23 protein-coding genes are annotated in these 25,316 nt (G+C 68.8%); 16 read left to right on the top strand and 7 right to left on the bottom strand.

The genetic code is table 11. The features are described from left to right. The first annotated feature begins 14 nt into the window (after nt 1-14). The 5 genes from cbiE (at nt 15) to QMG28_RS13760 (ending at nt 4,927) form a co-directional block, all read left to right on the top strand. Nucleotides 15-1,214, top strand: coding sequence for a precorrin-6y C5,15-methyltransferase (decarboxylating) subunit CbiE (cbiE, locus tag QMG28_RS13780; RefSeq protein WP_281842896.1), 1,200 nt, complete (start codon nt 15-17; stop codon nt 1,212-1,214). Beyond that, nucleotides 1,211-1,924: a precorrin-2 C(20)-methyltransferase gene (gene cobI, locus QMG28_RS13775; protein ID WP_281842895.1), complete on the top strand. Its 714-nt coding sequence runs from the start codon at nt 1,211-1,213 to the stop codon at nt 1,922-1,924. The genes cbiE and cobI overlap by 4 nt, the downstream gene beginning before the upstream one ends. Beyond that, a complete protein-coding gene (gene cobJ / locus QMG28_RS13770; RefSeq protein WP_281842894.1) occupies nt 1,903-3,702 on the top strand; it encodes a precorrin-3B C(17)-methyltransferase in 1,800 nt (599 codons plus the stop codon). The genes cobI and cobJ overlap by 22 nt, the downstream gene beginning before the upstream one ends. Next, nucleotides 3,699-4,490, top strand: a complete 792-nt coding sequence (cobM, locus tag QMG28_RS13765) for a precorrin-4 C(11)-methyltransferase (RefSeq protein ID WP_281842893.1) — start codon at nt 3,699-3,701, stop codon at nt 4,488-4,490. Before cobJ ends, cobM begins: the two co-directional genes overlap by 4 nt. An 83-nt stretch (nt 4,491-4,573) precedes the next feature. Further along, nucleotides 4,574-4,927, top strand: a complete 354-nt coding sequence (locus QMG28_RS13760; protein WP_281842892.1) for a hypothetical protein — start codon at nt 4,574-4,576, stop codon at nt 4,925-4,927. 102 nt (nt 4,928-5,029) lie between these two features. On the opposite strand, the gene rpsU is transcribed toward QMG28_RS13760, so the two are convergent. After that, nucleotides 5,030-5,236: a 30S ribosomal protein S21 gene (rpsU, locus tag QMG28_RS13755; RefSeq protein WP_043744533.1), complete on the bottom strand. Its 207-nt coding sequence runs from the start codon at nt 5,234-5,236 to the stop codon at nt 5,030-5,032. A 158-nt stretch (nt 5,237-5,394) separates the two neighbouring features. Between rpsU and QMG28_RS13750 the strand changes: the two genes are divergently transcribed. The 5 genes from QMG28_RS13750 (at nt 5,395) to QMG28_RS13730 (ending at nt 8,879) form a co-directional block, all read left to right on the top strand. After that, the gene (locus QMG28_RS13750) at nt 5,395-6,042 is read left to right on the top strand and encodes a COQ9 family protein (protein WP_281842891.1); all 648 of its coding nucleotides are present in this window, start codon (nt 5,395-5,397) and stop codon (nt 6,040-6,042) included. After that, nucleotides 6,039-7,028, top strand: coding sequence for an NAD(P)H-quinone oxidoreductase (locus QMG28_RS13745; RefSeq protein ID WP_281842890.1), 990 nt, complete (start codon nt 6,039-6,041; stop codon nt 7,026-7,028). Before QMG28_RS13750 ends, QMG28_RS13745 begins: the two co-directional genes overlap by 4 nt. Then, complete coding sequence (locus tag QMG28_RS13740) at nt 7,028-7,432, top strand: DUF6157 family protein (protein WP_281842889.1); 405 nt, start codon at nt 7,028-7,030, stop codon at nt 7,430-7,432. The genes QMG28_RS13745 and QMG28_RS13740 overlap by 1 nt, the downstream gene beginning before the upstream one ends. A 72-nt stretch (nt 7,433-7,504) precedes the next feature. Then, nucleotides 7,505-8,479 (top strand): quinone oxidoreductase family protein, encoded by a 975-nt coding sequence (locus QMG28_RS13735; protein WP_281842888.1) that lies wholly within the window; start codon nt 7,505-7,507, stop codon nt 8,477-8,479. 31 nt (nt 8,480-8,510) lie between these two features. After that, nucleotides 8,511-8,879 (top strand): MAPEG family protein, encoded by a 369-nt coding sequence (locus tag QMG28_RS13730; protein ID WP_281842887.1) that lies wholly within the window; start codon nt 8,511-8,513, stop codon nt 8,877-8,879. A gap of 41 nt (nt 8,880-8,920) precedes the next feature. Here QMG28_RS13730 and QMG28_RS13725 read toward each other — a convergent pair whose 3' ends face one another. Next, nucleotides 8,921-9,379 carry a Dps family protein gene (locus tag QMG28_RS13725; RefSeq protein ID WP_281842886.1) on the bottom strand — a complete coding sequence of 153 codons (459 nt, stop codon included), beginning with the start codon at nt 9,377-9,379 and terminating at the stop codon, nt 8,921-8,923. Nucleotides 9,380-9,540: 161 nt separating this feature from the next. Here QMG28_RS13725 and QMG28_RS13720 point away from each other — a divergent pair, with 161 nt between their 5' ends. After that, nucleotides 9,541-9,708, top strand: coding sequence for a hypothetical protein (locus QMG28_RS13720; RefSeq protein WP_281842885.1), 168 nt, complete (start codon nt 9,541-9,543; stop codon nt 9,706-9,708). A 66-nt stretch (nt 9,709-9,774) separates the two neighbouring features. Here QMG28_RS13720 and QMG28_RS13715 read toward each other — a convergent pair whose 3' ends face one another. Continuing rightward, nucleotides 9,775-10,404: a ribonuclease T2 family protein gene (locus QMG28_RS13715; protein ID WP_281842884.1), complete on the bottom strand. Its 630-nt coding sequence runs from the start codon at nt 10,402-10,404 to the stop codon at nt 9,775-9,777. A 124-nt stretch (nt 10,405-10,528) separates the two neighbouring features. Here QMG28_RS13715 and QMG28_RS13710 point away from each other — a divergent pair, with 124 nt between their 5' ends. From QMG28_RS13710 to QMG28_RS13695, 4 genes are all read left to right on the top strand, one after another. Further along, nucleotides 10,529-11,269 (top strand): DUF1013 domain-containing protein, encoded by a 741-nt coding sequence (locus tag QMG28_RS13710; protein ID WP_281842883.1) that lies wholly within the window; start codon nt 10,529-10,531, stop codon nt 11,267-11,269. A gap of 138 nt (nt 11,270-11,407) precedes the next feature. After that, nucleotides 11,408-11,989 carry a DUF4453 domain-containing protein gene (locus tag QMG28_RS13705; protein WP_281842882.1) on the top strand — a complete coding sequence of 194 codons (582 nt, stop codon included), beginning with the start codon at nt 11,408-11,410 and terminating at the stop codon, nt 11,987-11,989. A gap of 17 nt (nt 11,990-12,006) precedes the next feature. Beyond that, complete coding sequence (locus QMG28_RS13700) at nt 12,007-12,573, top strand: DUF4453 domain-containing protein (RefSeq protein ID WP_281842881.1); 567 nt, start codon at nt 12,007-12,009, stop codon at nt 12,571-12,573. A 764-nt stretch (nt 12,574-13,337) separates the two neighbouring features. Then, nucleotides 13,338-13,499, top strand: a complete 162-nt coding sequence (locus tag QMG28_RS13695; RefSeq protein WP_281842880.1) for a hypothetical protein — start codon at nt 13,338-13,340, stop codon at nt 13,497-13,499. A 201-nt stretch (nt 13,500-13,700) separates the two neighbouring features. Here QMG28_RS13695 and pbpC read toward each other — a convergent pair whose 3' ends face one another. Both pbpC and QMG28_RS13685 read right to left on the bottom strand, forming a co-directional pair. Further along, on the bottom strand, nt 13,701-15,740 hold the full coding sequence (pbpC, locus tag QMG28_RS13690; RefSeq protein WP_281842879.1) for a penicillin-binding protein 1C: 2,040 nt from the start codon (nt 15,738-15,740) through the stop codon (nt 13,701-13,703). A gap of 85 nt (nt 15,741-15,825) precedes the next feature. Further along, nucleotides 15,826-21,258: an alpha-2-macroglobulin family protein gene (locus tag QMG28_RS13685; RefSeq protein ID WP_281842878.1), complete on the bottom strand. Its 5,433-nt coding sequence runs from the start codon at nt 21,256-21,258 to the stop codon at nt 15,826-15,828. Nucleotides 21,259-21,407: 149 nt separating this feature from the next. Between QMG28_RS13685 and QMG28_RS13680 the strand changes: the two genes are divergently transcribed. Next, the gene (locus QMG28_RS13680) at nt 21,408-23,603 is read left to right on the top strand and encodes an ATP-binding protein (protein ID WP_281842877.1); all 2,196 of its coding nucleotides are present in this window, start codon (nt 21,408-21,410) and stop codon (nt 23,601-23,603) included. A gap of 55 nt (nt 23,604-23,658) precedes the next feature. Here QMG28_RS13680 and yaaA read toward each other — a convergent pair whose 3' ends face one another. Together yaaA and QMG28_RS13670 are read right to left on the bottom strand one after the other, a co-directional pair. Continuing rightward, nucleotides 23,659-24,420 (bottom strand): peroxide stress protein YaaA, encoded by a 762-nt coding sequence (gene yaaA / locus QMG28_RS13675; protein ID WP_281842876.1) that lies wholly within the window; start codon nt 24,418-24,420, stop codon nt 23,659-23,661. A 39-nt stretch (nt 24,421-24,459) separates the two neighbouring features. After that, the gene (locus QMG28_RS13670; RefSeq protein ID WP_281842875.1) at nt 24,460-25,266 is read right to left on the bottom strand and encodes a hypothetical protein; all 807 of its coding nucleotides are present in this window, start codon (nt 25,264-25,266) and stop codon (nt 24,460-24,462) included. Between the last annotated feature and the right edge of the window lie 50 nt (nt 25,267-25,316).

The raw sequence follows: 25,316 nt of genomic DNA, 5'->3' as shown, positions 1-25,316 counted from the left end.
GAGCTGGCCCGCCCATGACCCCCTGGCTGCATATCGTCGGCATCGGCGAAGACGGGCTTTCCGGCCTCACCCCGGCCACCCGCGCGGTGGTCGAGGCGGCCGAGGTGATCCTTGGCGGCGCGCGGCACCATACGCTTACGGATGGTCTCGATGCCCGGCGCATCGCCTGGCCCTCGCCTTTCGATGCGCTGATCGGCACGCTCGCCGGATTGCGCGGCCAGCGGGTGGTGGTGCTCGCCACCGGCGATCCGCTCTGGTTCTCGGTCGGCGCCAAGATCGGCCAGGCGATCGACCCCGCCGAGATCACCTATCACCCGCAGCTTTCGGCCTTCCAGCTCGCCGCCGCGCGGATGGGCTGGTCGATGGCCGATGTCGAAACGCTCACCGTGCATGGCCGCCCGGTCGAGCAGATGATCGCCTTCATCCAGCCCGATGCGCGGCTCCTGATCCTCACCACCGGCGAAGAGACCCCGGCCCAGATCGCCCGCTTCCTCACCGAGCGCGGCTTCGGCGCCAGCCGGATGAGCGTCTTCGCCAATATGGGAGGCGATAAAGAAGAACGATTCGAAGGGCTTGCCAAGGAATGGCAGCATGACGTGCCGCCCTTCAACACGCTCGCCGTCGAATGCATCGCCGCCCCCGATGCCGCGCTGCTGCCGCGCGTGCCGGGGCTGGCGGACGAGTTGTTCCAGCACGATGGCACGATGACCAAGCGCGAGGTGCGCGCCGTCACCATCGCCAAGCTGATGCCGATGCGCGGCGCCCTGCTGTGGGATATCGGCACCGGCTGCGGCTCTGTCGCGGTCGAATGGATGCGGTCGGCGCGCTATGCCCGCGCCATCGGCATCGAGCCGCGCGCCGACCGCCGCGCCCTCGCCGCCGCCAATGCGCTGGCCCTCGGCGTGCCCCGGCTGGAACTGGTCGACGGGCTGGTGCCGCAGGTGCTCGACGGGCTCGAAGCGCCCGACGCGGTGTTCATCGGCGGCGGGCTGTCGGAAGAAACATACGATGCCGCATGGTCGGCCCTCAAGCCGCTGGGCCGGCTCGTCGCCAATGCGGTGACGCTGGAAAGCCAGGCCGTGCTGCTCGGCCTTCACCGCAAACATGGCGGCGATCTGGTCCAGCTCGCGGTGAGCCGCGCCGAGCCGGTTGGCCCGCGCACCGGCTGGCGGCCCTTCATGCCGGTCACCCAATGGAGCCTCGTGAAGCGATGACAGGCAAGCTCATCGGCGTCGGCCTCGGGCCGGGCGCCCCGGACCTGATCACGCTCAGATCCGCCCGCGCCATCGAAGCGGCAAAGGTCATCGCCTACCCGGCCCTGCCCGGCACCGAGAGCTTCGCGCGCCGGATCGCTGCGGTTCATATCTCTGAAAACACGCATGAAATCGTGATGGAGATCCCCATGACCACGGCCCGTGGCCCGGCTCAGGCGGCCTACGATCAGGGTGCCGCGCGCATCGCCGAGGCGCTTGATCTGGGGCAGGACGTGGTGGTGCTCTGCGAGGGCGATCCGTTCTTCTACGGCTCCTTCATGTACCTGCACGCGCGGCTGGCCGGGCGTTACGAGGTCGAGGTGGTGCCCGGCGTCACTTCCGTTTCCGCCGCCGCCGCCCGCGCCGGGCAACCGCTCACCGCGCGCAACGATGTACTGACAACGGTGCCCGCGCCGCTCGATGACGATACCATACGCCAACGTATCGAAAGCGCAGACAGCTTTGCCATTCTGAAGGTCGGCCGCCATCTCGCCCGCATCCGCGCGCTGCTGGGCGCGCTTGGGCTGGCCGACAGCGCCACCTATGTCGAGCGCGCGACGCTGGCCGATGAGCGTATCCTGCCGCTCTCCGACGCGCCCGACCCCGCCCCTTATTTCTCGATGATCCTCGTCACGAAAGGTGCCGATCCTTGGCTCACTCCCCCGTCGTAATCGCGCTGAACCGCGCCGGTGAAGCCACGGCCCGCCGCATCGCCACCGCCCTCGGTGCGCCGCTTCATGGCCGCGAAGGCCGGGTGGCTGAGGCCGATGCCGTCTTCCCCAACGCGCTGACCCATATCCGCGATCTCTTTGCGGCGGGCGTGCCGGTGGTCGGCGTCTGCGCCAGCGGCATCCTGATCCGCGCCGTGGCCCCGCTGCTCGCCGACAAAACCAGCGAGCCGCCGGTGCTGTCGGTGGCCGATGACGGCTCGGTGGTCGTACCGCTCCTTGGCGGCCATCGCGGCGCCAACCGTCTCGCGCGAGAAATCTCCAATGTTCTCAACGGAAAAGCCGCCGTCACCACGGCCGGAGACGTGGCGCTTGGCGTCGCGCTCGACGAGCCGCCACCGGGCTACCGGCTGCAAAACCCCGGCGACGCCAAGCCGGTGATGGCCGCCCTCCTTTCCGGCGCGTGCCCGTGCGTGACCGGCGAAAACATCTTCGCGCTGGACGCCGACGATGCCGGCCCGGTGGAACTGGCGGTGACCGACGCGCCGCTTGCAGGCAGCGCCACCCGGCTGGTCTACCATCCGCAAGCGTATGTTCTGGGCGTCGGCTGCGCGCGCAATGCCGATCCGGCGGAGCTTGACGCGCTGGTGTCGGACATGCTCACCGAGGCCTATATCGCCCCCGGCGCCATTGCTGCAATCGCCACGCTCGATCTCAAGGCCGATGAACCGGCGATGAACGCGCTGGCCCGCAAGCTGGGCGTGCCGCTCATCCTGTTCACCGCCGCCGAACTTGAAGCGCAAACGCCGCGCCTCGCCAACCCTTCCGACGTGGTCTTTGCCGAGGTCGGCACCCATGGCGTGGCCGAGGCCGCCGCACTCGCGGCAGCCGAGAACACCGTGCTCGCGGTGGAGAAACGCAAGAGCGCCAGCGCCACCTGCGCGCTGGGCCGCGCCCCCGGCCCGATCACATCGCTGAACGGGCGCGCGCGGGGGCACCTGGCCATCGTCGGCATCGGCCCGGGCCAAAGCTCATGGCGCACGCCGGAGGCCTCGCGGCTCATTGCCGAGGCCGAGGAACTGGTGGGCTATGGCCTCTATATCGACCTGCTCGGCCCGCTCGCCGCAGGCAAGACGCGCAGTGATTTCCCGCTTGGCGGCGAGGAAGATCGCTGCCGCTATGCCCTTGAAAAAGCAGCCGAAGGCAAGCGCGTAGCACTGATCTCCTCGGGCGATGCCGGGATCTACGCGATGGGCGCGCTGGTGTTCGAACTGATGGATCGGGGGCCCGACCAGATGGGCGTGTCCGATGCTGCCCGCCGGGTCGAGGTCGTCTCCGCCCCCGGCGTCTCGGCCCTGCAAGCCGCCGCCGCGCGGGCCGGTGCGCCACTTGGTCACGATTTCTGCGCCATCTCCCTTTCCGACCTGCTGACCCCGCGCGAAGACATCGTCCGCCGCCTGCACGCCGCCGCCGAAGGTGACTTCGTGATCGCCTTCTACAACCCCGTCTCGCTGCGCCGCCGCACCCTGCTGGCCGAGGCGCGCGACATCCTGCTTGCCCACCGCCCCGCCGATACGCCGGTGCTGCTGGCCACCAGCCTTGGGCGGCCCGAGGAAAACATACGCTATCGTATGCTGTCGGAGCTGGAAGTGGACGAGGTGGATATGCTCACCGTCGTTCTCGTCGGCTCATCCAATTCGCGGCTCGCCCATCTGGGCGAGGGGCCGCGCATGTACACACCGCGCGGCTATGCCCGCAAGATCGACGGAGATCTGGCATGAAGGTCTATTTCATCGGCGCCGGCCCCGGCGACCCCGAACTGCTCACCCTCAAGGCGCAGCGGATCATCTCGCAATGCCCCGTCTGCCTCTATGCCGGCAGCCTGGTGCCACCCGAAGTAGTGGCCGGCGCGCCGGACGGCGCCATCGTGAAAGACACCGCCGCGATGACGCTGGACGACACCCATGCCGAGATTCTCGCCGCCCGCGACCGGGGCGAGGACGTGGCCCGCGTCCATTCCGGCGATCCGAGCCTCTATGGCGCGATCGCCGAGCAGATCCGCCGCCTGCGCGCCGACGGGATCGCCTATGAGATCGTGCCCGGCGTACCCGCCTATGCCGCCGCCGCCGCCGCGCTGGGGCAGGAGCTGACCATCCCCGAGATTGCCCAGAGCATCGTGCTCACCCGCGTCTCGATGCAATCCACCGCCATGCCCGAGGGCGAGACGCTGGAGAACTTCGCCCACACCGGGGCGACGCTGGCGATCCATCTCGGCGTGCGCAACATGCGCGAGATCGAGCGTGTGCTCACGCCGCATTACGGCGCCGATTGCCCGGTGGTGGTGGCCTACCGCGTTGGCTGGCCGGACGAGATGCTGATCCGCGGCACGTTGTCGGACATCCGCGCCAAAGTGCGGGCCGAGAAGATCACCCGCACCGCGCTCATCCTCATCGGCCCCGCCCTCGGCGCGGTGCGCGATTTCCGCGATTCGGCGCTCTACGACCCGGCCAAGCCCCACGTTCTGCGCCCGGTGGTCGGCGTCGACCTGGTGGAAGAACACAACACCTGAGCCGGTTTGCAGGCCCTCACAAAAGGTTAGCTTGACCGAATCGGGCCGTGCTGCATCCTCTAAGGGTCTGGGGAGGCACGGGAATGATGACGTTTTTACCAAAAGAGGTGCGCGAGGGGCTGGAACTGGCCCGCAAGCGCGACCGCAAGCGCAAGGCCCGGATGCGGGTGACGGTCGGGGGCGAAGTGTTCCCGGTGATCGACTACCGCGACAACGGCTTTGCCCTCGATATCGACAACGCGCCCAAGCTGCGCGGGCTGGTCGATCTCTACGATGGCGCACGCCATCTCTACCAATGCCTGATCGTGGCCACGGAAGAGGATGGCGAGCTGATGCGCTATGAATTCAAGCGCTCCACGGCGGTCACCGATACCGCCCCGCTCGACTTCGCCCGCGATGAAGACGCGCCGGTCGCGCTGCTGCCGCACCGGATCTGACCGCCTGAAAACAACAAACCCCCGGACAGGCCGGGGGTCGTCGTGGCGGGTCGCCCCGCCTGAATTGCTGTCACGGGCCGAGACCCGTTCCGTCGCAACGCCTCAGAGGAGGCCTTCGCGCTGGGCTTTCTTGCGAGCCAGTTTCCGCGCACGGCGGATGGCTTCGGCCTTTTCGCGCGCTTTCTTGACGGAGGGCTTCTCGAAATGTTGCCGAAGCTTCATTTCGCGGAAGACGCCCTCACGCTGCAGCTTCTTCTTCAGAGCCCGAAGGGCCTGATCGACGTTATTGTCGCGAACGCTAACCTGCATGTGGTTGTCACCACCTTTCTAAGTTTGAGTTGCAGAATTTGCAGGAAGTGGCGCTATAGCAGGGGTCCCGGATTTTGTCCAGCGTCGCCTCGATGGCTGGCGCCGGGCGCCGCAGGCGGTTATGTGTGGAGCGAGCAGAGATCGGAAGGAGGCCGCGGATGACACGCAAGGACGAGCTTCTCGATGCCGCGATGAACCATGCGATGTTCGACGGCTGGAGCCAGAAGGCGATCGACGCGGCCCGCGCCGATCTGGGCATGAGCCCGGCGGAAGTGAAGGCGCTCTTGCCGCGCGGCGCGGTGGATCTGGCTGTCGCCTATCACCGGCGCGGCGACATGCAGATGATCGAGCTTCTGCGCGCCGAAGACCTGTCGGAGATGCGCTTTCGCGACCGGATCGCCCATGCGGTGCGGCTGCGGCTGGAGATCGCCGACAAGGAGCTGGTGCGCCGCGGCTTCAGCCTGTTTGCCCTGCCGCAACATGCCGCCACCGGCTCGCGCGCCCTGTGGGAAACCGCCGATCATATCTGGACGGCACTGGGCGATACCTCGCGCGACATCAACTGGTACACCAAACGCGCCTCGCTCTCAGCCGTCTATTCCTCCACTGCGCTCTACTGGCTCGGTGACGAGAGCGCAGACAACACCGCCACCTGGGCCTTTCTCGACCGGCGGATCGAGAACGTGATGCAATTCGAGAAGGCCAAGGCCAGGGCGCGCGAGAACCCGCTGGTCAGCGCCTTCATGAAGGGGCCGGGCAAGCTGCTCGATCTCGTCCACGCACCGCAGGCAGGGCACGGCAAATGAGCCTTCCCGAAACGATGCGCGCCGTCGAGATTTCAGCGCCGGGCGGGCCGGAGGTTTTGCAGCCCTGCACCCGGCCCGTGCCGGTGCCCGGCGCGGGCGAAATCCTGATCAGACTGGCCTATGCCGGTGTGAACCGCCCCGATGCGCTGCAACGGGCGGGCAGCTACGCCCCGCCGCCCGGCGCGTCGGACCTGCCGGGGCTGGAAGGCGCGGGCGAGATCGTGGCCATCGGCGAGGGCGTTTCCGGCTGGAAGCCCGGCGACATGGTCACCGCGCTCCTGCCCGGCGGCGGCTATGCCGAATATGTCGCCACCCCCGCCGCCCATGCCCTGCCGGTACCCGGCGGGATGGCGCTGCGCGAGGCCGCCTGCCTGCCCGAGACCTTTTTCACCGTCTGGTCCAACGTGTTCCTGCGGGGCGGCCTCAGGGCGGGCGAGCGGTTTCTTGTCCATGGCGGCTCGTCCGGCATCGGCACCACCGCGATCCAGCTTGCCCATGCTTTCGGCGCCCGGGTGTTCACCACCGCCGGAAGCGCCGACAAGCTGAAGGTCTGCCGCAAACTCGGTGCCGATGTGGCGATCAATTACCGCGACGAGGATTTCGTCGACATCATGCGCAAGGCAGGCGGCGCCAACCTGATCCTCGACATGGTCGGCGGCGATTACATCCCGCGCAACATCCGCGCGCTCACCGATGAGGGCCGCATGGTCCACATCGCCTTTCTCTCCGGCCCCAAGGCCGAGCTGAACTTCGCCCAGATCATGGCCCGCCGGCTGACGGTGACGGGCTCCACCCTGCGGCCGCAATCCGACGCCGCCAAGGCGAAGATCGCCGCAGACCTGCGCGCGCAGGTCTGGCCGCTTCTGGAAGCGGGGCGGATCGGCCCGGTGATGGATTCGGAATTCGCGCTGGAAGATGCCGCGAAGGCGCATGAGCGGATCGAGTCGAGCGGCCATATCGGCAAGATCGTTTTGAGGATCGGGTGATGTACTCGACCAATTACGCCAGCACGCTGATCCTCGTCGCGCCGGATACGAAGGCGGTCGCCGGGCAGGTGCCCGCGCGGCCCGGCACCATCGCCGCACTGCAATACGATCTGCTGGCGGCCGCGCCCTACCGTTACACCAGCGACGAGTTGCTCACGGCGGTCGAGGCAAGGCGGCGCGGGCTGGGGCCGCAGGCGCATCAGGCGCTCGCCGCCGAGTTCTTCGCCCGGCCCCGCGCCTGCCTGCGCACCTCGCCGCTGGCCAAGTCCAACGGCTGGGGCCTGCACCACGATGCCGAGGGCCGCGTGGCGCTGGTGGGCTGCGAAACCGACCGATACGGCGCGCTGGTGGCAGACCCCTCGGTGCACAAGGTCGCCGCCATGCGCAGCAGCCGGGCCGGATAGGCGCTCCTGACCGATGGACATTCCGCCCGCGCTGCCCTTTGATGTGGCCGAACCGGATTGGGAGGACGCATCATGGCGAAACAGGTGATCATCGAGGAATTCGGCGGACCCCGGAATATGAAGCTCGTCGAGACCGAGGTGGGCGATCCCGGCCCGGGCGAGATCCGCATCCGTCACGAGGCCATCGGCCTCAACTTCATCGACGTCTATTTCCGCACCGGCACCTACCCGCTCGAACTGCCGCACGGGCTGGGCATGGAAGGCGCCGGCGTGGTCGAAGCCGTGGGCGAGGGCGTGACCCATCTCAAACCCGGGATGCGTGCCGCCTATGCCGCCAACCCGCCCGGCGCCTATGCCACCGAACGGGTGATGCCCGCCGCGCAGGTGGTCCCCCTGCCCGACGGAATCAGCTTCGAGACCGCCGCCGCCGCGATGCTGCAGGGCATGACGGTGGAATATCTCTTCCACCGCACCACGCCGATCAATCCGGGCGATACGGTGCTGTTTCACGCCGCCGCCGGGGGCGTCGGGCTGATCGCCTGCCAATGGGCGAAATCGGAGGGCATCACCCTGATCGGCACCGCCGGCTCGGACGAGAAATGCCACGAGGCGCTGGCGAACGGCGCGAGCCATTGCATCAACTACCGCAGCGATGATTTCGTCGCCCGCGTCCGCGAACTCACCGACGGCAAGGGCGTCGACGTGGTGATGGACGGGGTGGGGAAAGATACGTTCTTCGGCTCGCTCGACTGCCTCAAACCGCTGGGCATGATGATCTCCTTCGGCAGCGCCTCGGGCAATGTCGAAGCCTTCGGGCTGCAGGAGCTGGCCCGGCGCGGCAGCCTCAAGGTCACGCGGCCCACGCTGTTCACCCATATCGCCAGTCACGAAAGCTGCATGGCGATGGCGGCGCATCTGTTCGACAAGATCGCCTCCGGCGCCGTAACCATCCATATCGACCAGCGCTTCCCCCTCGACGCCGTCGCCGAAGCCCACCGCCTGCTGGAAGCGCGCAAGACCACCGGTTCAACCATCCTTCTGCCCTGAGGTTCTTATGATTCCCTGGATTTTGGCCGTCTTGGCCCTGTTTGTCCTGCAAACCCTTCTGCCGTCGATCGCGCGGGGCGCGTCGAAGCAACCCGAACAACTCGCCTATCTGCGCAGCAACCGCGACGAAGAACCGCCGCATACGGTGATGTCGGCACGGATGGCCCATGCGCTGCGCAACATGTTCGAGGCGCTGCCGGTCTTCCTGCCGCTGGCGCTGCTGGCCGAGATGAAGGGGATCGAAAGCGGTTGGGCGCTCACCGGCGCGATGGTGTTCTTCTTCGCCCGGCTCGTCTACGTGCCCGCCTATGGCTCCGGCATCGCCCTTCTGCGCTCGGCCACCTGGGCGGTCTCCTTCGCCGGGCTGGTGATGATGGTGGTGGGCCTGCTGCAAGGCTGATCCCGCCCTCCCCGACCCTGCGGGAAGAGCGGGGCGGGGCCTCATTTCAGCCAGGCTTTCATCATCCAGCCCTGTTTCTGGTGAAAGGCCAGCCGGTCGGCGAGCATCCCGGCGCTGATATCGTCGCCATGCTCTTCGGCCACCGCGATGGCCCCGGCAATAGTCTCGCCGATAATGTCATAATCGGCGGCCGTTTCGCGCACCATGTCGGCGGCGGCCAGCCGGCCCTCCACCTCCGTCACCCGGGCGAGCGCGGCAAACTCCGCCGAACTGCCCGGCGCATATTCGCCCAGCGCGCGGATACGCTCGGCGATCTCGTCCATCGCCCCGGCAATGTCGGTATATTGCGCCTCGAACATCTCATGCAGCGCAAAGAAGTGCGGCCCCTCCACATTCCAGTGAAAATTATGCGCCTTCATGTAGAGCATATGGCTGTCGGCCAGCACTCTGGCGAGGGCGTCGGCGGTGGCCTTTGCGGCCTTGTTCGTCTTGCTATTCATCTCGGTCTCTCCTTTCCCGGTGTCGTTGAAAGGAATATGGGGCCCGCCATGAACCTTGTGAAATGAATTAAAAATACTTCTGTGATTTAAAAATTCGATCTGTTTTGCTTTGCCTCGCCGCCCCCGCATCCCCATATCCATCGGTGAAAGGGGGATGCGTCATGGCCGACAAAACCATCAAAGTGCAGAACGAATTCGGGCTCCTGTGGTTCGCCGGGTGGCTGTTCACACTCGGCTTTCTCAATCTCGGGTTCTGGAAGGGCGTTCTCGCCCTCATCGTCTGGCCCTATTACATCGGCGCAGCGATGACGGCGGCTGGCGCGGGCTAGGCTCCGCCCCTTCATCCTTGCAAAAATACTCCCGCCGGAGGCATGAAATCCCTGCCCCCGCCAGCCTCAGCGAATCGGCTCGAACAGCGCGCGCTCCAGCGTGCAGTCGCGCACCACATCGGCGCCGCAGGCACGCGGCTCAAGCGCGCGGGTGAGGCAGATGCGCGCTTCCTGGATGTGGCCCGACTGGCAGGTGATCGTCACCATGTCGGCCTCCCAGCCGGGATTGGCCTGCAAAAAGGCGTCCTCGATCACCGCGGCAGGCAGGGTCACGGTGCGGTCGAGCTTGCGCAGCACCTCGGGCCGGGTCACCCGGCCATAGGCTTCGCGTGCGAGCCGGTAGTAGGTCTCCGCCGAAAGCCCCGAGCAGACCCCGTGCTTCTTCCACTGATACCAGGCCGCGCCGCCGGCGCCGAATATGTCGGCCTGCGCGCCGGTCAGCGCCCGCGAGGGGTTGCGCTCCACTGTCGGGCAATAGGCGGGCCAGCCATCCTCGTATTGCGGCCAGAGCCCGTGAACGACCCAGCCAAAGGCTTCGTCGCATTGCTCCGAGCCGCGCGCCGCCCCCTCCAGCGCGCACCAGTTGGGCGACCACGACAGCGCCAGAACGTAATAGTCGAACTCGCCGGCGCGCTCGCCATCGGCCCGCGCAGCAAGCGGCAGCAGGCCAAGGAGGATCACGAGGAGATGTCGCATTTTCACTTTCCTAACCGGGACGCGCGCACTATATAGCCCCCAAGTTTCCCGACAACGGTAACCCAGCCCGCAACGGGCGCCCCTTTCCGGGGAACGGGACCGGCTTATCCGAAGGAGTGTCACTATGGACAAACCGATCATGGCCAAAGCCACCGCCGTCTGGCTGGTGGACAACACGACGATCGGCTTCAAGCAGATCGCCGATTTCTGCGGCCTGCACGAGCTCGAAGTGCAGGGCATCGCCGATGGCGACGTGGCTCAGGGCGTCAAGGGGTTCGACCCGATCGCCAACAACCAGCTTACCCAGGAAGAGATCGACAAGGCCCAGGCCGATCCGCTGCACAAGCTGAAGCTCAAGTTCAACGCCGCCGCCGTGGGCGAGGAAAAGCGCCGCGGCCCGCGCTACACCCCGCTGTCGAAGCGTCAGGACCGGCCCAACTCGATCCTCTGGCTGGTCAAGTTCCACCCCGAGCTGACCGATGGCCAGATCGCCAAGCTGGTCGGCACCACCAAGCCGACCATCCAGTCGATCCGCGAACGCACCCACTGGAACATCCAGAACATGGAGCCGATCGACCCGGTGGCGCTGGGGCTGTGCAAGCAGACCGAGCTTGACGCCGCCGTGCAGAAGGCCGCCGCCAAGAAGGCCGCCGAAGGCGCGGCGATGTCGGATGACGAGCGCCGCAAGCTGCTCTCGACCGAGCAGAGCCTCGCCGCCGATACCGAGCCGAAGATCCCGACCGCCATCGAAGGGCTGGAAACCTTCACGCTGGGCGGTGACGACAAGGAAGAGGAGAAGGAGTTCGACGCCGAGAGCTTCTTCAACCTGCCGGACGACGACAACGAGGACGACGACGACAAGTAAGCCGCCCCGGCTGGCCGATCCCGCGAACGCGCCCCCGGCCTCCGCCGCGGGGCGTTTTCTTTTGCGCCCTCACGCGACGAAATGCGGGCTTGCCTCGCGCCCCGAACCGCTCAAATCTGGCCGGCAGGGAGGCTTGATATGAACCGACTTTTCGCCGCATTGGCCCTCGCTCTGGCCGCATCGCCCGCCAGCGCCCAGATCGTCGACGAGTATTGCAACGATTATTGGCTCGTGCGGAACCAGGCGTTCAACATGGCCGGCTATTGCTTCGGGTCGGCGCTCGGGCAGGCTCTGTTCGACAATTCCGATTGCATCGGCCAGGATGTCGCCCTGTCTCCGCGTAACCAGACGCTGGTGGCCCGGATCAGGGATATCGAAGGCCGCGGCGGCTGCCATGTCGATACTTCACGCACCAGCCTGCCGATCCCGCTGACCGGCCTCAGGCTGCAACTCACCGACCTCGCCGCGCGCGACGAGCATTCCGGCGCCGGCTGCTTCGGCTGGACGGGGGCGGGCTTCACCCTCTGGTCGGGCTTCCGCGCCGACCGCGCCCCGCTCGGCGCGGTGCAGCCGGGCGACGATCTGATCTTCCTCTACGACACGCGCGATGCCCAGCGCGACTGGTATTATGTCGAGGTGGAGCGCGGTGGCGTTCCCGTCGGACTCGGCTGGTCCGATACACCGATGAACTGGGATCTCTGCACCGAGGCCGCGGGCTGATCGCGGGGGCCGGTACAATGATCCGCCCTGCCGCCGCACTGATCGCCCTCAGCCTCGCCAGCCCGGCGCTGGGATATGACGAATGCGACGATCTGTGGTTCGCCCGTAACCTCGTCTTCGACCGCGCGGGCTATTGCTTCGCCTCCCCGCTCGGGCGCGCGGTCTTCGACAATACCGGCTGCACCGGCACCGGGGTGGCGCTCTCGCCCGATGCGGCCCGGCTCGTGGCCTATGTGCGGGCGCGCGAGGCCGCACTGGGCTGCGCCGTCGACACCACCCGCACCGCGCCCGATCTCGACCGGCTCGATCTGCTGTTCGCACAGGAGGTGGTCACCGCGCCCGGCGAAGATGCGAGCGGCTGCCTCGGCTGGACCGGCGCACCGCTCGACGTTCTGGCAGGCCCCCGCACAGACGCGCCGGTGCTCGCCCGCGTCGCCCCCGGCGACGACATCGCCACCGGCACCGTCTACTTCCCCGACCATCCCGGCTGGGCGCATATCTCGGTGTTCCGCGCCGACCGGTTCCACGCGATGGGTTGGGTGCGCGACGTCGACTGGAGCCTCTGCGCCGGCAGCGCCGGCTGATCGCAGCAACGCCACCCGCGCGCGACATGACCCGCGCCCCACATGCGCCCGGCCTTCCACGCGATCACGACCGCCACCGGCAAACGGGCCCGTGGCGGCCCGAGCCGGGCGGGCGCGCCCGGTGACGACATTGCAACCGGCACCCTCCGCGTCCCCGACCGTCCCTGTCGGGCGCATGTCGCGGCGATCAGCGCCGCGCGGCTCCACGCGATGGCTTGGATGCGCGACGTCGACCGGAACCGCTGCACCGGCAGCAGCGGCCGATCGCAGCAACGCCACCCGCGTGCAACATGACCCGCACCCCGCGCTCCCGGCCTGCCAAGCGATCATCACCGCCACCGGCACACGGGCAGCGGCGAAATCGCTACCGGCACCGTCTACGCCGCCGACCATCCCCGCCGGGCGCGTATCTCCGTGGTCAGCACCGCACGGCTCGACGCGACAGATTAGACGCAACGGCCCGACCAGAACCGCCGCACCAGCAACGCAGGCCGATCATTGCAAGGCCACCCGCACGCAGCATGACGCGCGCGCCCCGTGCGCTTCCGGCCATCCAAGCAATCACCGCCCGCCGCCACGTCGCGGCGGTCTTGGCCGGGCAGCCGCATACCGCCGCGGCCCGCCAGAAGGTCATGCCACCCTCGATCGTCCTGACAAGCCGCTCTCGCCCCAACGGCGTCCGTCTGGCATTCTGATGCACGTTCATTCGATCCCTCCGAATAGTGTTGGTGCCTGGTAACTCCAACCAACTCGATAGGGATCGAATGGACGACCTGCTGAAAGCTCGCAGCCAGGCGCATGTCTCGGTGTTTCGCGCCGCGCGGCTCCACGCGATGGCTTGGATGCGCGACGTCGACCGGAACCGCTGCACCGGCAGCACCGGCAGCAGCGGCCGATCGCAGCAACGCCACCTGCGTGCAACATGACCCGCACCCCGCGCTCCCGACCTGCCAGGCGATCATCACCGCCACCGGCACACGGGCAGCGGCGAAATCGCCACCGGCACCCTCCGCGTCCCCGACCATCCCCGCCGGGCGCGTATCTCCGTGGTCAGCGCCGCGCGGCTCCACGCGACAGATTAGACGCAACAGCCCGACCGGAGCCTCCGCACCAGCAACGCAGGCCGATCATTGCAGCTCCACCTGCGCGCGCGCGGCATGGCCCGCCGCGTCGATCACCGACAGGGTGACATGCCCCGGAAGCAGCGGCAGCGCCGGAGCGCGGGTCGGCGTCGCCACCAGCACCGGTGCGCCGTTGGCCAGCAGGGTGAACGGCGGCGTGCCCCCGGCGATCTTCACCACCAGCGGCAGCCCCCCGGTCTCGATCAGCGCGCCATCGGGCGGAAAGGCGAGCACCGGCCGGTTCTCCCCCGTCAGACCCGCCCCGCGCGGGTGGAATTCGCGCAACGGCGCCGGCAGCGCGGCGGTCGACACGATGAGCGTGCCCGGCGGTGGCGGCGGCAGCGGCTCGAGCGCCGGTTTGAGCCGCGAGAACGCCTCGAACAGCACCGGCGCCGCCACCTCCGCGCCAAACGCCCCCGGCACCGGCGTGCCGTCCGGCCGGCCCATCCACACCGTGATCACATGGCTCGCATCGAACCCGACCGCCCAGGTGTCGCGATGGCCATAGGAGGTGCCCGTCTTGTAGGCCAGCCGCTGACGCGCGGCATTGGGCGGCGGCGGCATCCCGGCCAGGATATGCCCCACCTGCCACGCCGCCTCGGGCGAAACGATGCGCTGGCGTGTGCCCGCCCCGCCGCCCGGCACGGCATGCAGCGCCACCGCCTCGCCACCCGCCGCAAGCCCCGCATACAGTGCCGTCAGCGCCTCCGGGCTCACCCCGACCCCGCCCAGCGCCACCGCCAGCCCCGGCGCGGCATCGCCGGGCAGCGCCGCCCGCACCCCGGCCCGCGCCAGCGCCGCCATCAGCCGCGCCGGCCCGAGCTCGGCGGTCAGCGCCACCACCGGGATGTTGAGCGAAAGCTGCAGCGCCTCCTCCACCGTCACCGGCCCGCGATATTGGCCGTCGAAATTCTCCGGCGCATAGCTGCCAAACCGCATCGGCCGGTCGTCGATCATCGTCTGCGGATGGGCCAGCCCCTCATCGAAGGCCAGCGCGTAGACCAGCGGCTTCAGCGTCGAGCCGGGCGAGCGCAACGCGCGCGTCATGTCGACGAAACCCTGCCGCGTATCGGCCGAATAGCCGGCAGACCCGACCGCGGCGAGAATCTCGCCACTGCGATGATCGGCGACCACGATGGCGATCGACAGCGCCCCCTGCCCGTGATCGCGCACGGCCTGCGCCGCCAGCCGCTCCAGCCGCTGCTGCAACCCACCGTCCAGCGTGGTCAGATGCAGCGCGGCACCCGGGTTTTCCGCCCTGAGCCGGTCGGCCAGATGCGCCGCCAGCCGGGGCATCCCCGCCCGCGCCGCCGGCACCGCCGCCCGGCGTGCGCTGGCCGCCACCTCCGGCGGGATCGCCCCCGCCGCCACCACCCGCGCCAGCACCCTGTCACGCGCCGCAAGCGCCGCCTCCGGATGGCGGTCGGGCCTGCGCGCCTCCGGGCTTTGCGGCAAGGCGACGAGCAGCGCCGCCTCCGCCGCCGTCAGCCGCGATGGCGGCTTGCCGAACCAGCTCCGGGCGGCGGCGCGGATACCCTCGGTATTGCCGCCATAGGGCGCGCGGTCGAGATAGAGCGCCAGAATCTCCGCCTTGCTCAGCCGCCGCTCCAGCGCCAGCGCCAGCCGCACCTGGCGCAGCTTGCCCGCAACCGTGCCGGTCGGCCCGTCCTCGATCAGCCGCGCCACCTGCATCGTCAGCGTCGAGGCGCCCGACACGACCCGCCCGTTCGCCACAGCCTGCCCCGCCGCCCGCGCCACCGCCCGGATGTCCACCCCGCGATGCCGGTAAAACCGCTTGTCCTCATAGGCCACCAGCATCTGCACGAACAGCGGGTCCACCTGGTCCGGGTTCACCGCCAGCCGCCAGCGCCCGTCGGCCACACTATAGGCGCGCAACAAATCCCCGTGCCGGTCCAGCACCTCGACGGAGGTTTCCACCGCCAGCGGCGGCATCGGCGTCGCCGCGATCCAGCCCGCCACCGCATCGCGCCCGAGCGCGGCGAGGAACAGGCCAAGGGCCAGAACGAATAGCCACCCCGCACGCATGAAGCTTCCGGCCCTCCTTCTCTGTTCGCCAAATACCTCGGGGGAGTCACGCCAGCGGCGTGACGGGGGCAGCGCCCCCGCCCGGCTACTCCGTCACCGTCACCGCGCCCGCCGCGCCCGTGGCCCGGTAGGTCGGGCGATACATGTCCTCCACCGAGGCCGCCGGATGGTGAAACACGCCGGGGCTCACCGCCCGCACGATATAGGCCAGCCGGAACGGCGTATCGGACGACCAGTTGACGGCGGCGAGAAAGCGGTCCTGCCGGAACTCGGTGGTCTCGGTGTCCGTCGTCACCTGCAGCCAGTCGAGCGCCTTGATATCGCCCGCGCGCAACAGGTTGGGGTTGTCGATCTCGAAGCCCGCGGGCAGCGGATCGGTCACCATCAGCCGGCCCGCATTGCCCGCCCACGGCGTCACCGTGAGGAGCGTCACCAACCGCGTGCCCTGCGCCACGCTCCCGGCATCGGCAGGCTCACCCTCCATGGTGAAGTAGCGCCGGTCGATGGCATAGCCATTGCCCGAGGGCGGCGGCGCCACCCGGGGCACGCCAAAGCTGGTCACCGTCAGCATCGTCTCGCTGTCGCCCTCATTGCTGAAGATGCGCGGCGTGGTCAGCTCCACCGGCGTCATCACCTGCGCGAGCGGCCCGGCAAGCGGCGCCCCGTCAAGGCTGAGCCCGCCCCCCGGCGCATCGGTCAGAAGCGCATTGGCGGCGAGCAGCGACCATGTGGCCTCCTGCGTCGACAGATGCGCATCGGCCCCGGCCACGCGGGTCAGCAGCGCCTCGCGGTCCACCGCATCGCTGCCCGCCTCCACCGCCAGCGTGAGCACCGCCGCCGCATCGCGCAGGTTGGTGCCGTAATCGTCGCGCCAGAGCTGGCCTTCGGGCCGGGCCGCGGCAAGCTGGCGCGCGGCACGGGCAAACATCGCATCGGCCCGGCCCTGATCGCCATAGGCCGCCAGCGCCGCGCCAAGCTGGGCCGAGGCCAGCGGGGTGGCGAAGTCCGGCGCCTTGATGTCGGCATAGTAGCGCAGATCGCCCATCGCCGCCGCACCCTCGCGGGCCAGCACGTAGAGCGCATAGGCCAGATCGGCGCCGCCATCTTCAAAATCGGGATAGTAATTCACCCGGTTGCGCAGATTGTCCATCGCAGCGCGGAAGGCGGTATCGGGCACCGCGTAGCCCTGCGCCCGGGCGCGCGACAGGAAGTCGCTGACATAGGCATCGAGCCACAGATCGCCATTTCCCGGCTGCCAGACGCCGAAGCTGCCCGACGATGACTGGTTCGCCAGCACGGCGGTGATCGCGGTCTGCACCCGGCCCGGCAGATCGTCGCGGTCGGCCAGCCCCATCGCCTCGGCCAGCCCGCTCAGATAGAGCAGCGGCAATGCCCGGCTGGTCTGTTGCTCGGTGCAGCCATAGGGGTAGCGGTCGAGCCTGTCGATCAGCCCGGCGGCGTCGATCCGCGCCAGCGGCCCGGCGGTGACCGTGGCACGCGCGGTGCCCGGCGTCATGGCGGCAAGGATGTCGTCGGTGAGCGTGAAGCTTTCGCCGGGCGCGAGCGTGATGCGCCGCGTTTCGGCCACTTCCGGATCGAGCGACATCACCGGCAGGCTGAGCACCTTGCCGAGCCGGATGCCATCGGGCGTGGTGAGCGAGATGTCGATGCTGTGCACGCCGTCCTCCGGCCCGACGATCGGCACCGCAAGCCGCGCCGTGCCCAGCTCGTCCAGCACCAGCTCGCGGGCAAAGCCGCCGCCATCCACGTCGACCGTATCCGAGCCGACGCTGATCTGCATCGCCCCGGCGGGGCCGGTGGCATGGGTCAGCTCGATCAGGATGCGGCTGTCATCGCCCGGCGCCATGAAACGCGGCAGCGAGGCGGTCACCACCACCGGATCGCGCACCAGCACATCGGCGCTGGCATTGCCCACGCCGGTGGCCGACCAGACCACCGCCATCAGCCGCACGGTGCCGTTGAACGCGGGCAGATCGAAGGTGGCCGTCGCCTTGCCGTCGATCACCTCGACGGGGCCGGAGAACTGCGCCATCAGTTCTTCGGTCGGCGGCGGGGCCTGCATCCGCATCTGCGCCATCGCATCGCCGCCGGAGCGGATCGCCCCCATCGCGCCGCTGCGCCCGTCGATCAGCCGCCCGTAAAGATCGCGGATCGCCATGCCGAGCCGGCGCTGGCCGAAATAATGGTCGGACGGGTCGGGCACGTCAAACGAGGTGAGGTTGAGAATGCCCAGATCGACGGCGGCAATGGTGGCATAGGCCGTCTCGCCATCGGCCACGCCCGCCACGTCGAGCGTGACGGTAAAGGGCGCACGCGGCGCGGCCTCGGCGGGCACGTCGAAACGCGCCGCAAGCTGGTGCGCGCCGGGATCGACGCTGGCATGGGCCAGGCCCAGCGCCCGCGTCGGGTCATGGCCCGCGGCATCGGCGAGCGGCTGGATCAGCGTGGCGGTCACATAAGCGCCCGCGCCCCATTCCTCGGTCACCGGCAGGGTGACGGTGTTTTCCCCCGCCACGGCCTCCACCGCCACCATGTCGATCAGCCGGTTGGAGACGACCGTAATCAGCGCGGTGCCGCCGCTGCGCGGCACGAAGCGCAGCGTGGCGGTGTCGCCAGCGGCATAAGTCTCGGCATCGAGCGATACCTCCAGCATGTCGGGCGTGGTGCCCGCATCGGCGGGCGCATACCAGCCGGCGGAAAAGCCGGTGGAGGCGGTCACATGTCCGCCGTCCCGGCCCGAGACGATCAGTTCGTAATTGCCCCATTCGGTCGGCGTGGCGAGGCGGGCCGGGCTCTCGCCCAGCGTGAGCGTGCCCGAGGCCACCCGGCTGCGGGTGGTGACCGGATCCCAGTTCCAGTTGCCGTTGACCGAATACCATTGATACCGCGTCTCGACCCGGTTCACCTCCCAGGCCGCCTCCATCGCCATCGGCGTACCGTCCGGCGCCAGCGCGATCACCTCGAAGCTGGCCTCGGCATTCTCCGGCAGCGTGCCGTCAAAGGCGGGCCGGATACCGATCACCGGCCCCTCTGCGGTGACGGCGGTGGTCAGGCTGCGCTCGACCGGACGGCCCGATCCTTCGCGCACCTCCACATTGATCTCGGCCTGAAGCGGCAACCCCACGGCCTCGATTTCGGGGAAGGCGATGGTGGCGTCGGCATGGCCCATGGCATCGGTGCGGACGGACGAGATCGCGCCCCATTGCGTATCGGGCAGGTCTTCATGCGGGCCGAACACATAGCCCGGCCAGCCCTCAAGGCTGCGCACCGGGCGCAGGCGCAGATTGCCCTCCACCGCCAGATCGGCCCCCGGCGCACCGAACAGATAGCGCGCGTCGATGCCGAGCACCGGGCGCGAGGCGAGCCGCGGCGCGGGGTCGGACAGCGTCAGCGCGAAGTCGATCCGCTCGGGCAGGAAATCCTCCACCAGAAGCGTGGTCGAGGCGAGTGCGGGCGCATCCGGGTCGGCGTGCAGATCGAGCCGCCAGGTGCCGCGCGGCGCATTGCCCGCGAGCGGCAGGGTAAACACATGCCCCCCCGCGCCCGCGCCGCCCGACAGATGGCGCGCATATTCCACCCCGTCGGGCCGGTACAGCACGGCGGTGACCGGCAATCCGTCGATCGCGTCGGCCTGCCCGTCGCGCGCCAGCGCGGTGGCGAACACCGTCTCGCCGGCGCGATAGGCCCCCCGGTCGGTGGTGAGAAACACGTCGATCGGCGGCGCGGCGGGGTGGCCCTCCACCCCCCGGTCGGAGAGGTCGAAGGCCGGGCCGGTGAGCGACAGGAAGGCGATGTCATCGCCATTCTCCAGCACCACCACAGCCGGGGTGGCGCTGCCGGTACCGGCGGTCATCCCCTCGGCAAAGCGCAGATAGCCCTGCGCATCGGTCTCGCCCTCGCCCAGCACCGCATTGGCGCGCGACAGAAGCTGCACCCTCGCCCCGGCAATCGGGTCCGCGCTGGCAAGCGCGCGGGCAAACAGATGCAGCCCGTCCGCCCCCATCATCGTGGTCAGGCCGATATCGGAGATCACGAACCATTGCGTCGCGGGCGGGCTGGCATAGGGATCAACCCCCGGAATCGCCGCCTGCAGCACATAGATCCCCGGCGGCTGGCCCGCCAAAGCCTCACCGATGGGCAGCCGCGTGGTCACGTCGCGGTTCAGCTCGCTCGCCACATCCGCCGCGCCCCGCCAGATTTCCTGCGCCATCGTGTCGTTGAACCAGCTTTCGTCCCACACGCCCAGCGCATTGCCAAACCAGCCCTCCTCATAGACACGCACCAGATTGCGGTCGGGCAGGCGCGACAGGGTGAGGTCGAGCGTATCGGTGTTCACCGCCACCACCGGCAGCCCGGCATCGGGCGCCGCGGGCAGCACATAGGCCCGGCCCGGAAAATGCACCGAAGGCGCGCGGTCGCGGACATAGAGGTTCAGTTGCACCGGCGCCGCCAGCGCCTCGCCCGAAGCCGCCGGAAGACCGGCGCGCAGGGTCAGCGCATAGCGCGTGCCATGCTCCACCCCCTCGACGCAAAGCTGGCTGCCGCGCGGGGCCACGGCCAGGCCCGACACATCCGTCTGCACGAAGGGCGCGTAATCCACCCCGGCCTCCACCAGCGGCTCTGAGAAGGTGGCGCAGATCGCCGGGCTGGCAGCGTCGGAGGTCACATCCGTCTCGGTCACGCGAAAGCCGAAAAGGCCGGTCACCCGGTCGAGCGCCTGGGCGGTCTCGTCGCGCGGGCTGGCCGCCTGCGCCAGCCGCAGCGCCGGAATCGTCGCCCGGCCGCGCCCCAGATTTTCCAGCGCCACCGCCATCCCGGTCAGCGCATTGGCCCGCTCCGGCCCCGACCCGCTGCGCAGATAGGCCGCAATGGCAGCCTCAAGCCCGGTCTGGAACAGCTTGCGCTTCTCGCCGCTATCGCTGGTGGCGAAGGCGGCGGCATTGGCCAGACGGGCATAGCCGGCCCAGTCCCCCGCCCCGTCGCCGATCACCGTGGCGGCGGCCATGTAGCGCATCGCCGAGACGATCTCGGCATCCCGCTCGGCGTCGCGCGCATATTGGGTCAGCTGATCCGCCGTCCAGCCGCCGGCGACAAAATCATGCGGCAACTGGCGCGCGCGGGTCTGCGCGGCGGCAATGTCGGTCTCGTAGAGAAACGAAAGCTCGGCCGCGCGCGCCTCGGCGGCGGCAACCAGCGCCGGGTCGAGCGCCACAACATCGGCGGAGAAAGCGCCGGAATAGGGCGTGGGTGCGCCATAGCCGTTCTTGAGGAAGCAGGCGCCTTTCAGCGAATTGAACGTGAAGGCCGTGCATTCGCCGCGCGTCAGGCAGGCCGATTCGCAGGCCGCCATCGTCGTGTCGAAGATCTGCTGGATGTCGCCACCGGGAAAATCCATGTCCCGCGTCAGGATCACCCGCCTGTCGGGCAAGGGGCTTTCGGCATAGGCCAGCCCGGCAAAATGAATAACAAAAGCGGCGAAAATCAGAAATATCCGCATCGGGCCCTCCCTCGTGCGTCGCCTCATGCTGGCACTTCGCATCGCATCGCGCAACGGCTGCGCCGGGAAATCCGCCGCCGTTAAGCGCCTGTTCACCTTGTTTGGCCAAGACTTGCCGCACCGAACCCGGCCCAGCGATGGAGATTGCAATGATCGCGGAACACCAGCTTACCGAAGAACGGCGCGCGCGGATGGCGGCGGAGCGGCTGCTGGCGCAGAAGGAGGCCGAGCTCAACGCCGCCAACCGGATGCTCTCGCGCCACGCGCTCACACTCTCCGAAGAGGTGGTGGAAAAGCGCGAGGAGGTCGCGGTGGTGAGGGGCGACCTCGCCCGTGCCAATACCGAGGTGGATATCGCCAAGCGGCGGCTGTGGAACTCGATCCAGTCGATCGAAGACGGGTTCGCCGTGTTCGACGCCGACAGCCGGCTGGTGATCGCCAATTCCGCCTATCTGCTGCCTTTCGACGGGCTCGAATGCATCCGCCCCGGCGCCCATTATCAGGAGGTGATCGAGGCGGCCCTGGCCGAAGGCGTGGTGGATATCGAGGGCGCGACCCCCGGCCAGTGGCGCGAGCAGATGCTGGCGCGCTGGTTCTCGCCCGCGCCCGAGCCGCGCGTGATCCGGCTGTGGAATGGCACCTGGGTGCGGCTCGTCGATCAGCGCGCGCCGGGCGGCGATACCGTCTGCCTCGGCCTCAACATCACCGGCACGATGAAGCGCGAAGCCGCGCTGACCGAAGCACGCGAAAAGGCCGAGGCGGCGAGCCGTGCCAAATCGGCCTTCCTCGCCAATATGAGCCACGAGATCCGCACGCCGATGAACGGAGTGGTGGGCATGGCCGATCTGCTGGCCGAAAGCGGGCTGGACGATGAGCAGCGGCTTTACGTCGACACGATCCGCTCTTCCGGCCAGTCGCTTCTGACCATCATCAACGACGTGCTCGATTACTCCAAGATCGAGGCCGCCAAGCTCAGCCTCCATATCGAGCCGTTCGATCTTGAGCGCATCATCCTCGACGTGATCCACCTCATGTCGCCCTCATTGCGCGAAAAGGGGCTGGCGATCACACTGGATTACGACATGTTCCTGCCCACCGGGTTCGAGGGCGATCCGGTCCGCCTGCGCCAGATACTGACCAATCTCGTCGGCAATGCCGTCAAGTTCACCCCGGCCGGTCATGTGCTCGTGCGCGTCGTCGGCCTGCCCGGCACGGGCGAGGGGCCGGCACAGGTGAGCATCGTGGTCGAAGACAGCGGCATCGGCATCCCCGCCGACAAGCTCACGCAGATTTTCGGCGAGTTCAGTCAGGTCGAAGACGGGCGCGACCGCAATTATGAAGGCACCGGGCTCGGGCTGGCGATCACCCGCCAGCTCGTCGAGCTGATGGGCGGCAGGATCTGGGTCGAGAGCACGCCGGGCGAAGGTTCGGCCTTCGGCGTGCGGCTTCCCCTGCCCGCGATCGGCCCGGCCACGCCGCCCGCCCTGCCCGGCTGGCTGCGCCGCGTGCTGTTGGCGATGGAAGATGCGCTGGCGCGCGACATCCTCGCCAAGCGCCTCGCCGCCCTGGGGCTTGAGGTGCATGCGCTCGCCAGCGGCGAGGATCCGCGCGCATTGCCGGCGCCCGACGCCATCGTCGCCCAGGCCCGGCCCGACGGCAGCATACCCGCGGCGCTCGCCGCATCCGGGCTCACGGCCCCGCTCGTGCTGGTGGCGGCGCTGGGCGATGACCGCCCGGCACGTGATCGCGGCGCGGCGGCCCTGCTCACCCGGCCGATCTCGCGCGGCGCACTCGTCGCGGCGCTCTCGGGGCTGGAGCCGCCCGCGCCGCTCCTGCTCACCGATCCGGTGACCGACGAGGGCACCGCAACCGCGACCGCCCCCGTCTTCGGCTCGGTGCGCGGCACCGCCCCGTCCACCGCCCCGGCGCGGCAGATGCGGGTGCTCGCGGCGGAAGACAACAAGACCAACCAGCTCGTGTTTTCCAAGCTCGTGAAAAGCTGCGACATCGCGCTCCGCTTTGCCGCCAACGGCGCCGAGGCGGTGGCGGCCTTCGATACGGAGCGGCCCGATCTGATTTTCATGGATATTTCCATGCCGGGAATGGACGGCAAGGCCGCCACGCGCCGCATTCGCCAGATCGAGGCGGCGCGCGGGCTGCCGCCAACCCGGATCGTCGCCCTGACCGCTCATGCGATGGCCGGGGATGCCGAAGAGATCATGTCACACGGGCTGGACGCGCATCTGACCAAGCCATTCCAGAAAGCGGCGATCCTCACCGAAATCACCCGCGCCCGCCCCCAAGACGCCCGCCCGCCAGTGCCGGAAGAGTCGCAAAATAGTTAGCGCTATCTATAATTAAATCAGGTGGTTACTCATATGTGCAACCTCGCCCACCCGCTCAGCCCTCGCCGCGCAGAAACACCATCCGGTCACCCGCGCTCATATCGGCCCGATAGCGGTAGCCGCCCGCATCGAAATCCTTCAGCGCCTCTGGATCGCTCAGCCGGTTCAGGATGACAAACCGCGCCATAGCCCCCCGCGCCTGCTTCGCCCAGAACGACATGATCCGCGGCCCCTCGGGGCGGTCTTCCATGAAGACGGGGGTAATCACCCGCAGCGTCAGCGCAGGCCGGTCAGCGGCGGTGAAATATTCCACCGAAGCGCAGTTCACCAACACCTGCGTGCCCACCTCGGCAGCATCGGCATTCAACCGCTCCGCCACCCGGTCACCCCAGAAATCGTAGAGGTTCTTGCCCCGCGCATTGGCCAGCCGCGATCCCATTTCCAGCCGGTGCGGCTGGATCACGTCCCGCGGGCGCAGCACGCCGTAAAGGCCGGAGAGGATACGCAGGTGACGCTGGGCATAGTCCAGTTCGTCAGCGTCGAGCGACCCCGCATCGAGCCCGGTATAGGTATCGCCCGCGAAAATCTCGATCGCCTGCTTCTCGCCGCTGCCCGACCCGAAGGCGGCGAACCTGTCCACGTTCAGCGCCGCGAGCCTGGGCGAGATATGCATGAGCCTTTCAAGCGCCGGCGCATCGAGCGCTCCGGCGGTATCGGCAAGGCGGGCAGCTTCGTCGAGAAAGCGCGGGCTGGTGCCGCCCGCGGCGCGGGCCGGGCTTTCATCGAGGCGTTTGGCGGGCGAGACGGTAATCAGCATGGCGCCGGTTGTAACGCCGCTGACGGGCGGCGCAACCGGTCAAAACGCGCGCAGCTCCGCGACGGTCGCGGCGTCGAACAGCCAGCTCTCGCCGGCGCCGTCGAGATGGCGGTCGAGAAAGCCGGTCAGCCCGGCGCGAATGTCGCGCTCGGTCAGCCCGGCATAGCCCGCATCGCCGGCCCGCGCGGCGGCATGTTCGGCAAAATACTGCGCCGCATAGCCGCTCGCCTCATGGCCGGTGCCGTCGCAGGCGCGGCCGAGATAGGAGACCCGCGCCACCAGCTCGCCGCCATCGTCGTTGCCGACCGCGAGCCGGGCGAGCGCCGAGGCTTCCTCGGCCGGGTAGATGCCGCAGCCGATCTCTTCGGTCTTGCCCGGCGTGTAGATATCGGCATGGACACCGTAGACGAGGAAATCCGAGGCCATCGTATAGACCAGATCCCAATAGGCGTTGCGCTCGTCGAGCACGGTCCATTCGCGCGGCTCGCCCTCTGGCCCGGTAAAGGCCACCGGCTCGAAATCGTCGCCACCGGCGCGCAGGATGCGGTTGATCGTGCGGAAGGCGAAGAGATGCGCCTGAAACCGCTCGGCGGCGGGCGGCTCGATGGCCAGCCCCGCCGTGGTGAACATGGCAAGGATCTGGCTCAGCACCACCCGGTCATCGGCGCAGCCGGTGGCATAGGTGGTGGCGGCGTCACCCAGCTCCGGCAGGGTCGCCTCGCCGGATGCCGCGCGCGCGCTGAAGCGGGAGAGCGCGGCATTCGCATCCGCCGGGCAGGCCGCTTGCGCCTCGGCCATAGTCGGCGCGAGGGCGAGAAGAAGCGGGATCAGCGGGCGCAGGGTCATATGGCGTCTTTCGGGTGCGGGCCGGGTCAGGCAAGCGCCTTGGCGGGGCG

The sequence above is a fragment of the Sinisalibacter aestuarii genome (genome assembly GCF_027923545.1).
Classification (GTDB): Bacteria; Pseudomonadota; Alphaproteobacteria; order Rhodobacterales; family Rhodobacteraceae; genus Sinisalibacter; species Sinisalibacter aestuarii.
Note: the sequence above shows the minus strand (reverse complement) of the source record. Positions and strands in the feature narration are given on the sequence as shown.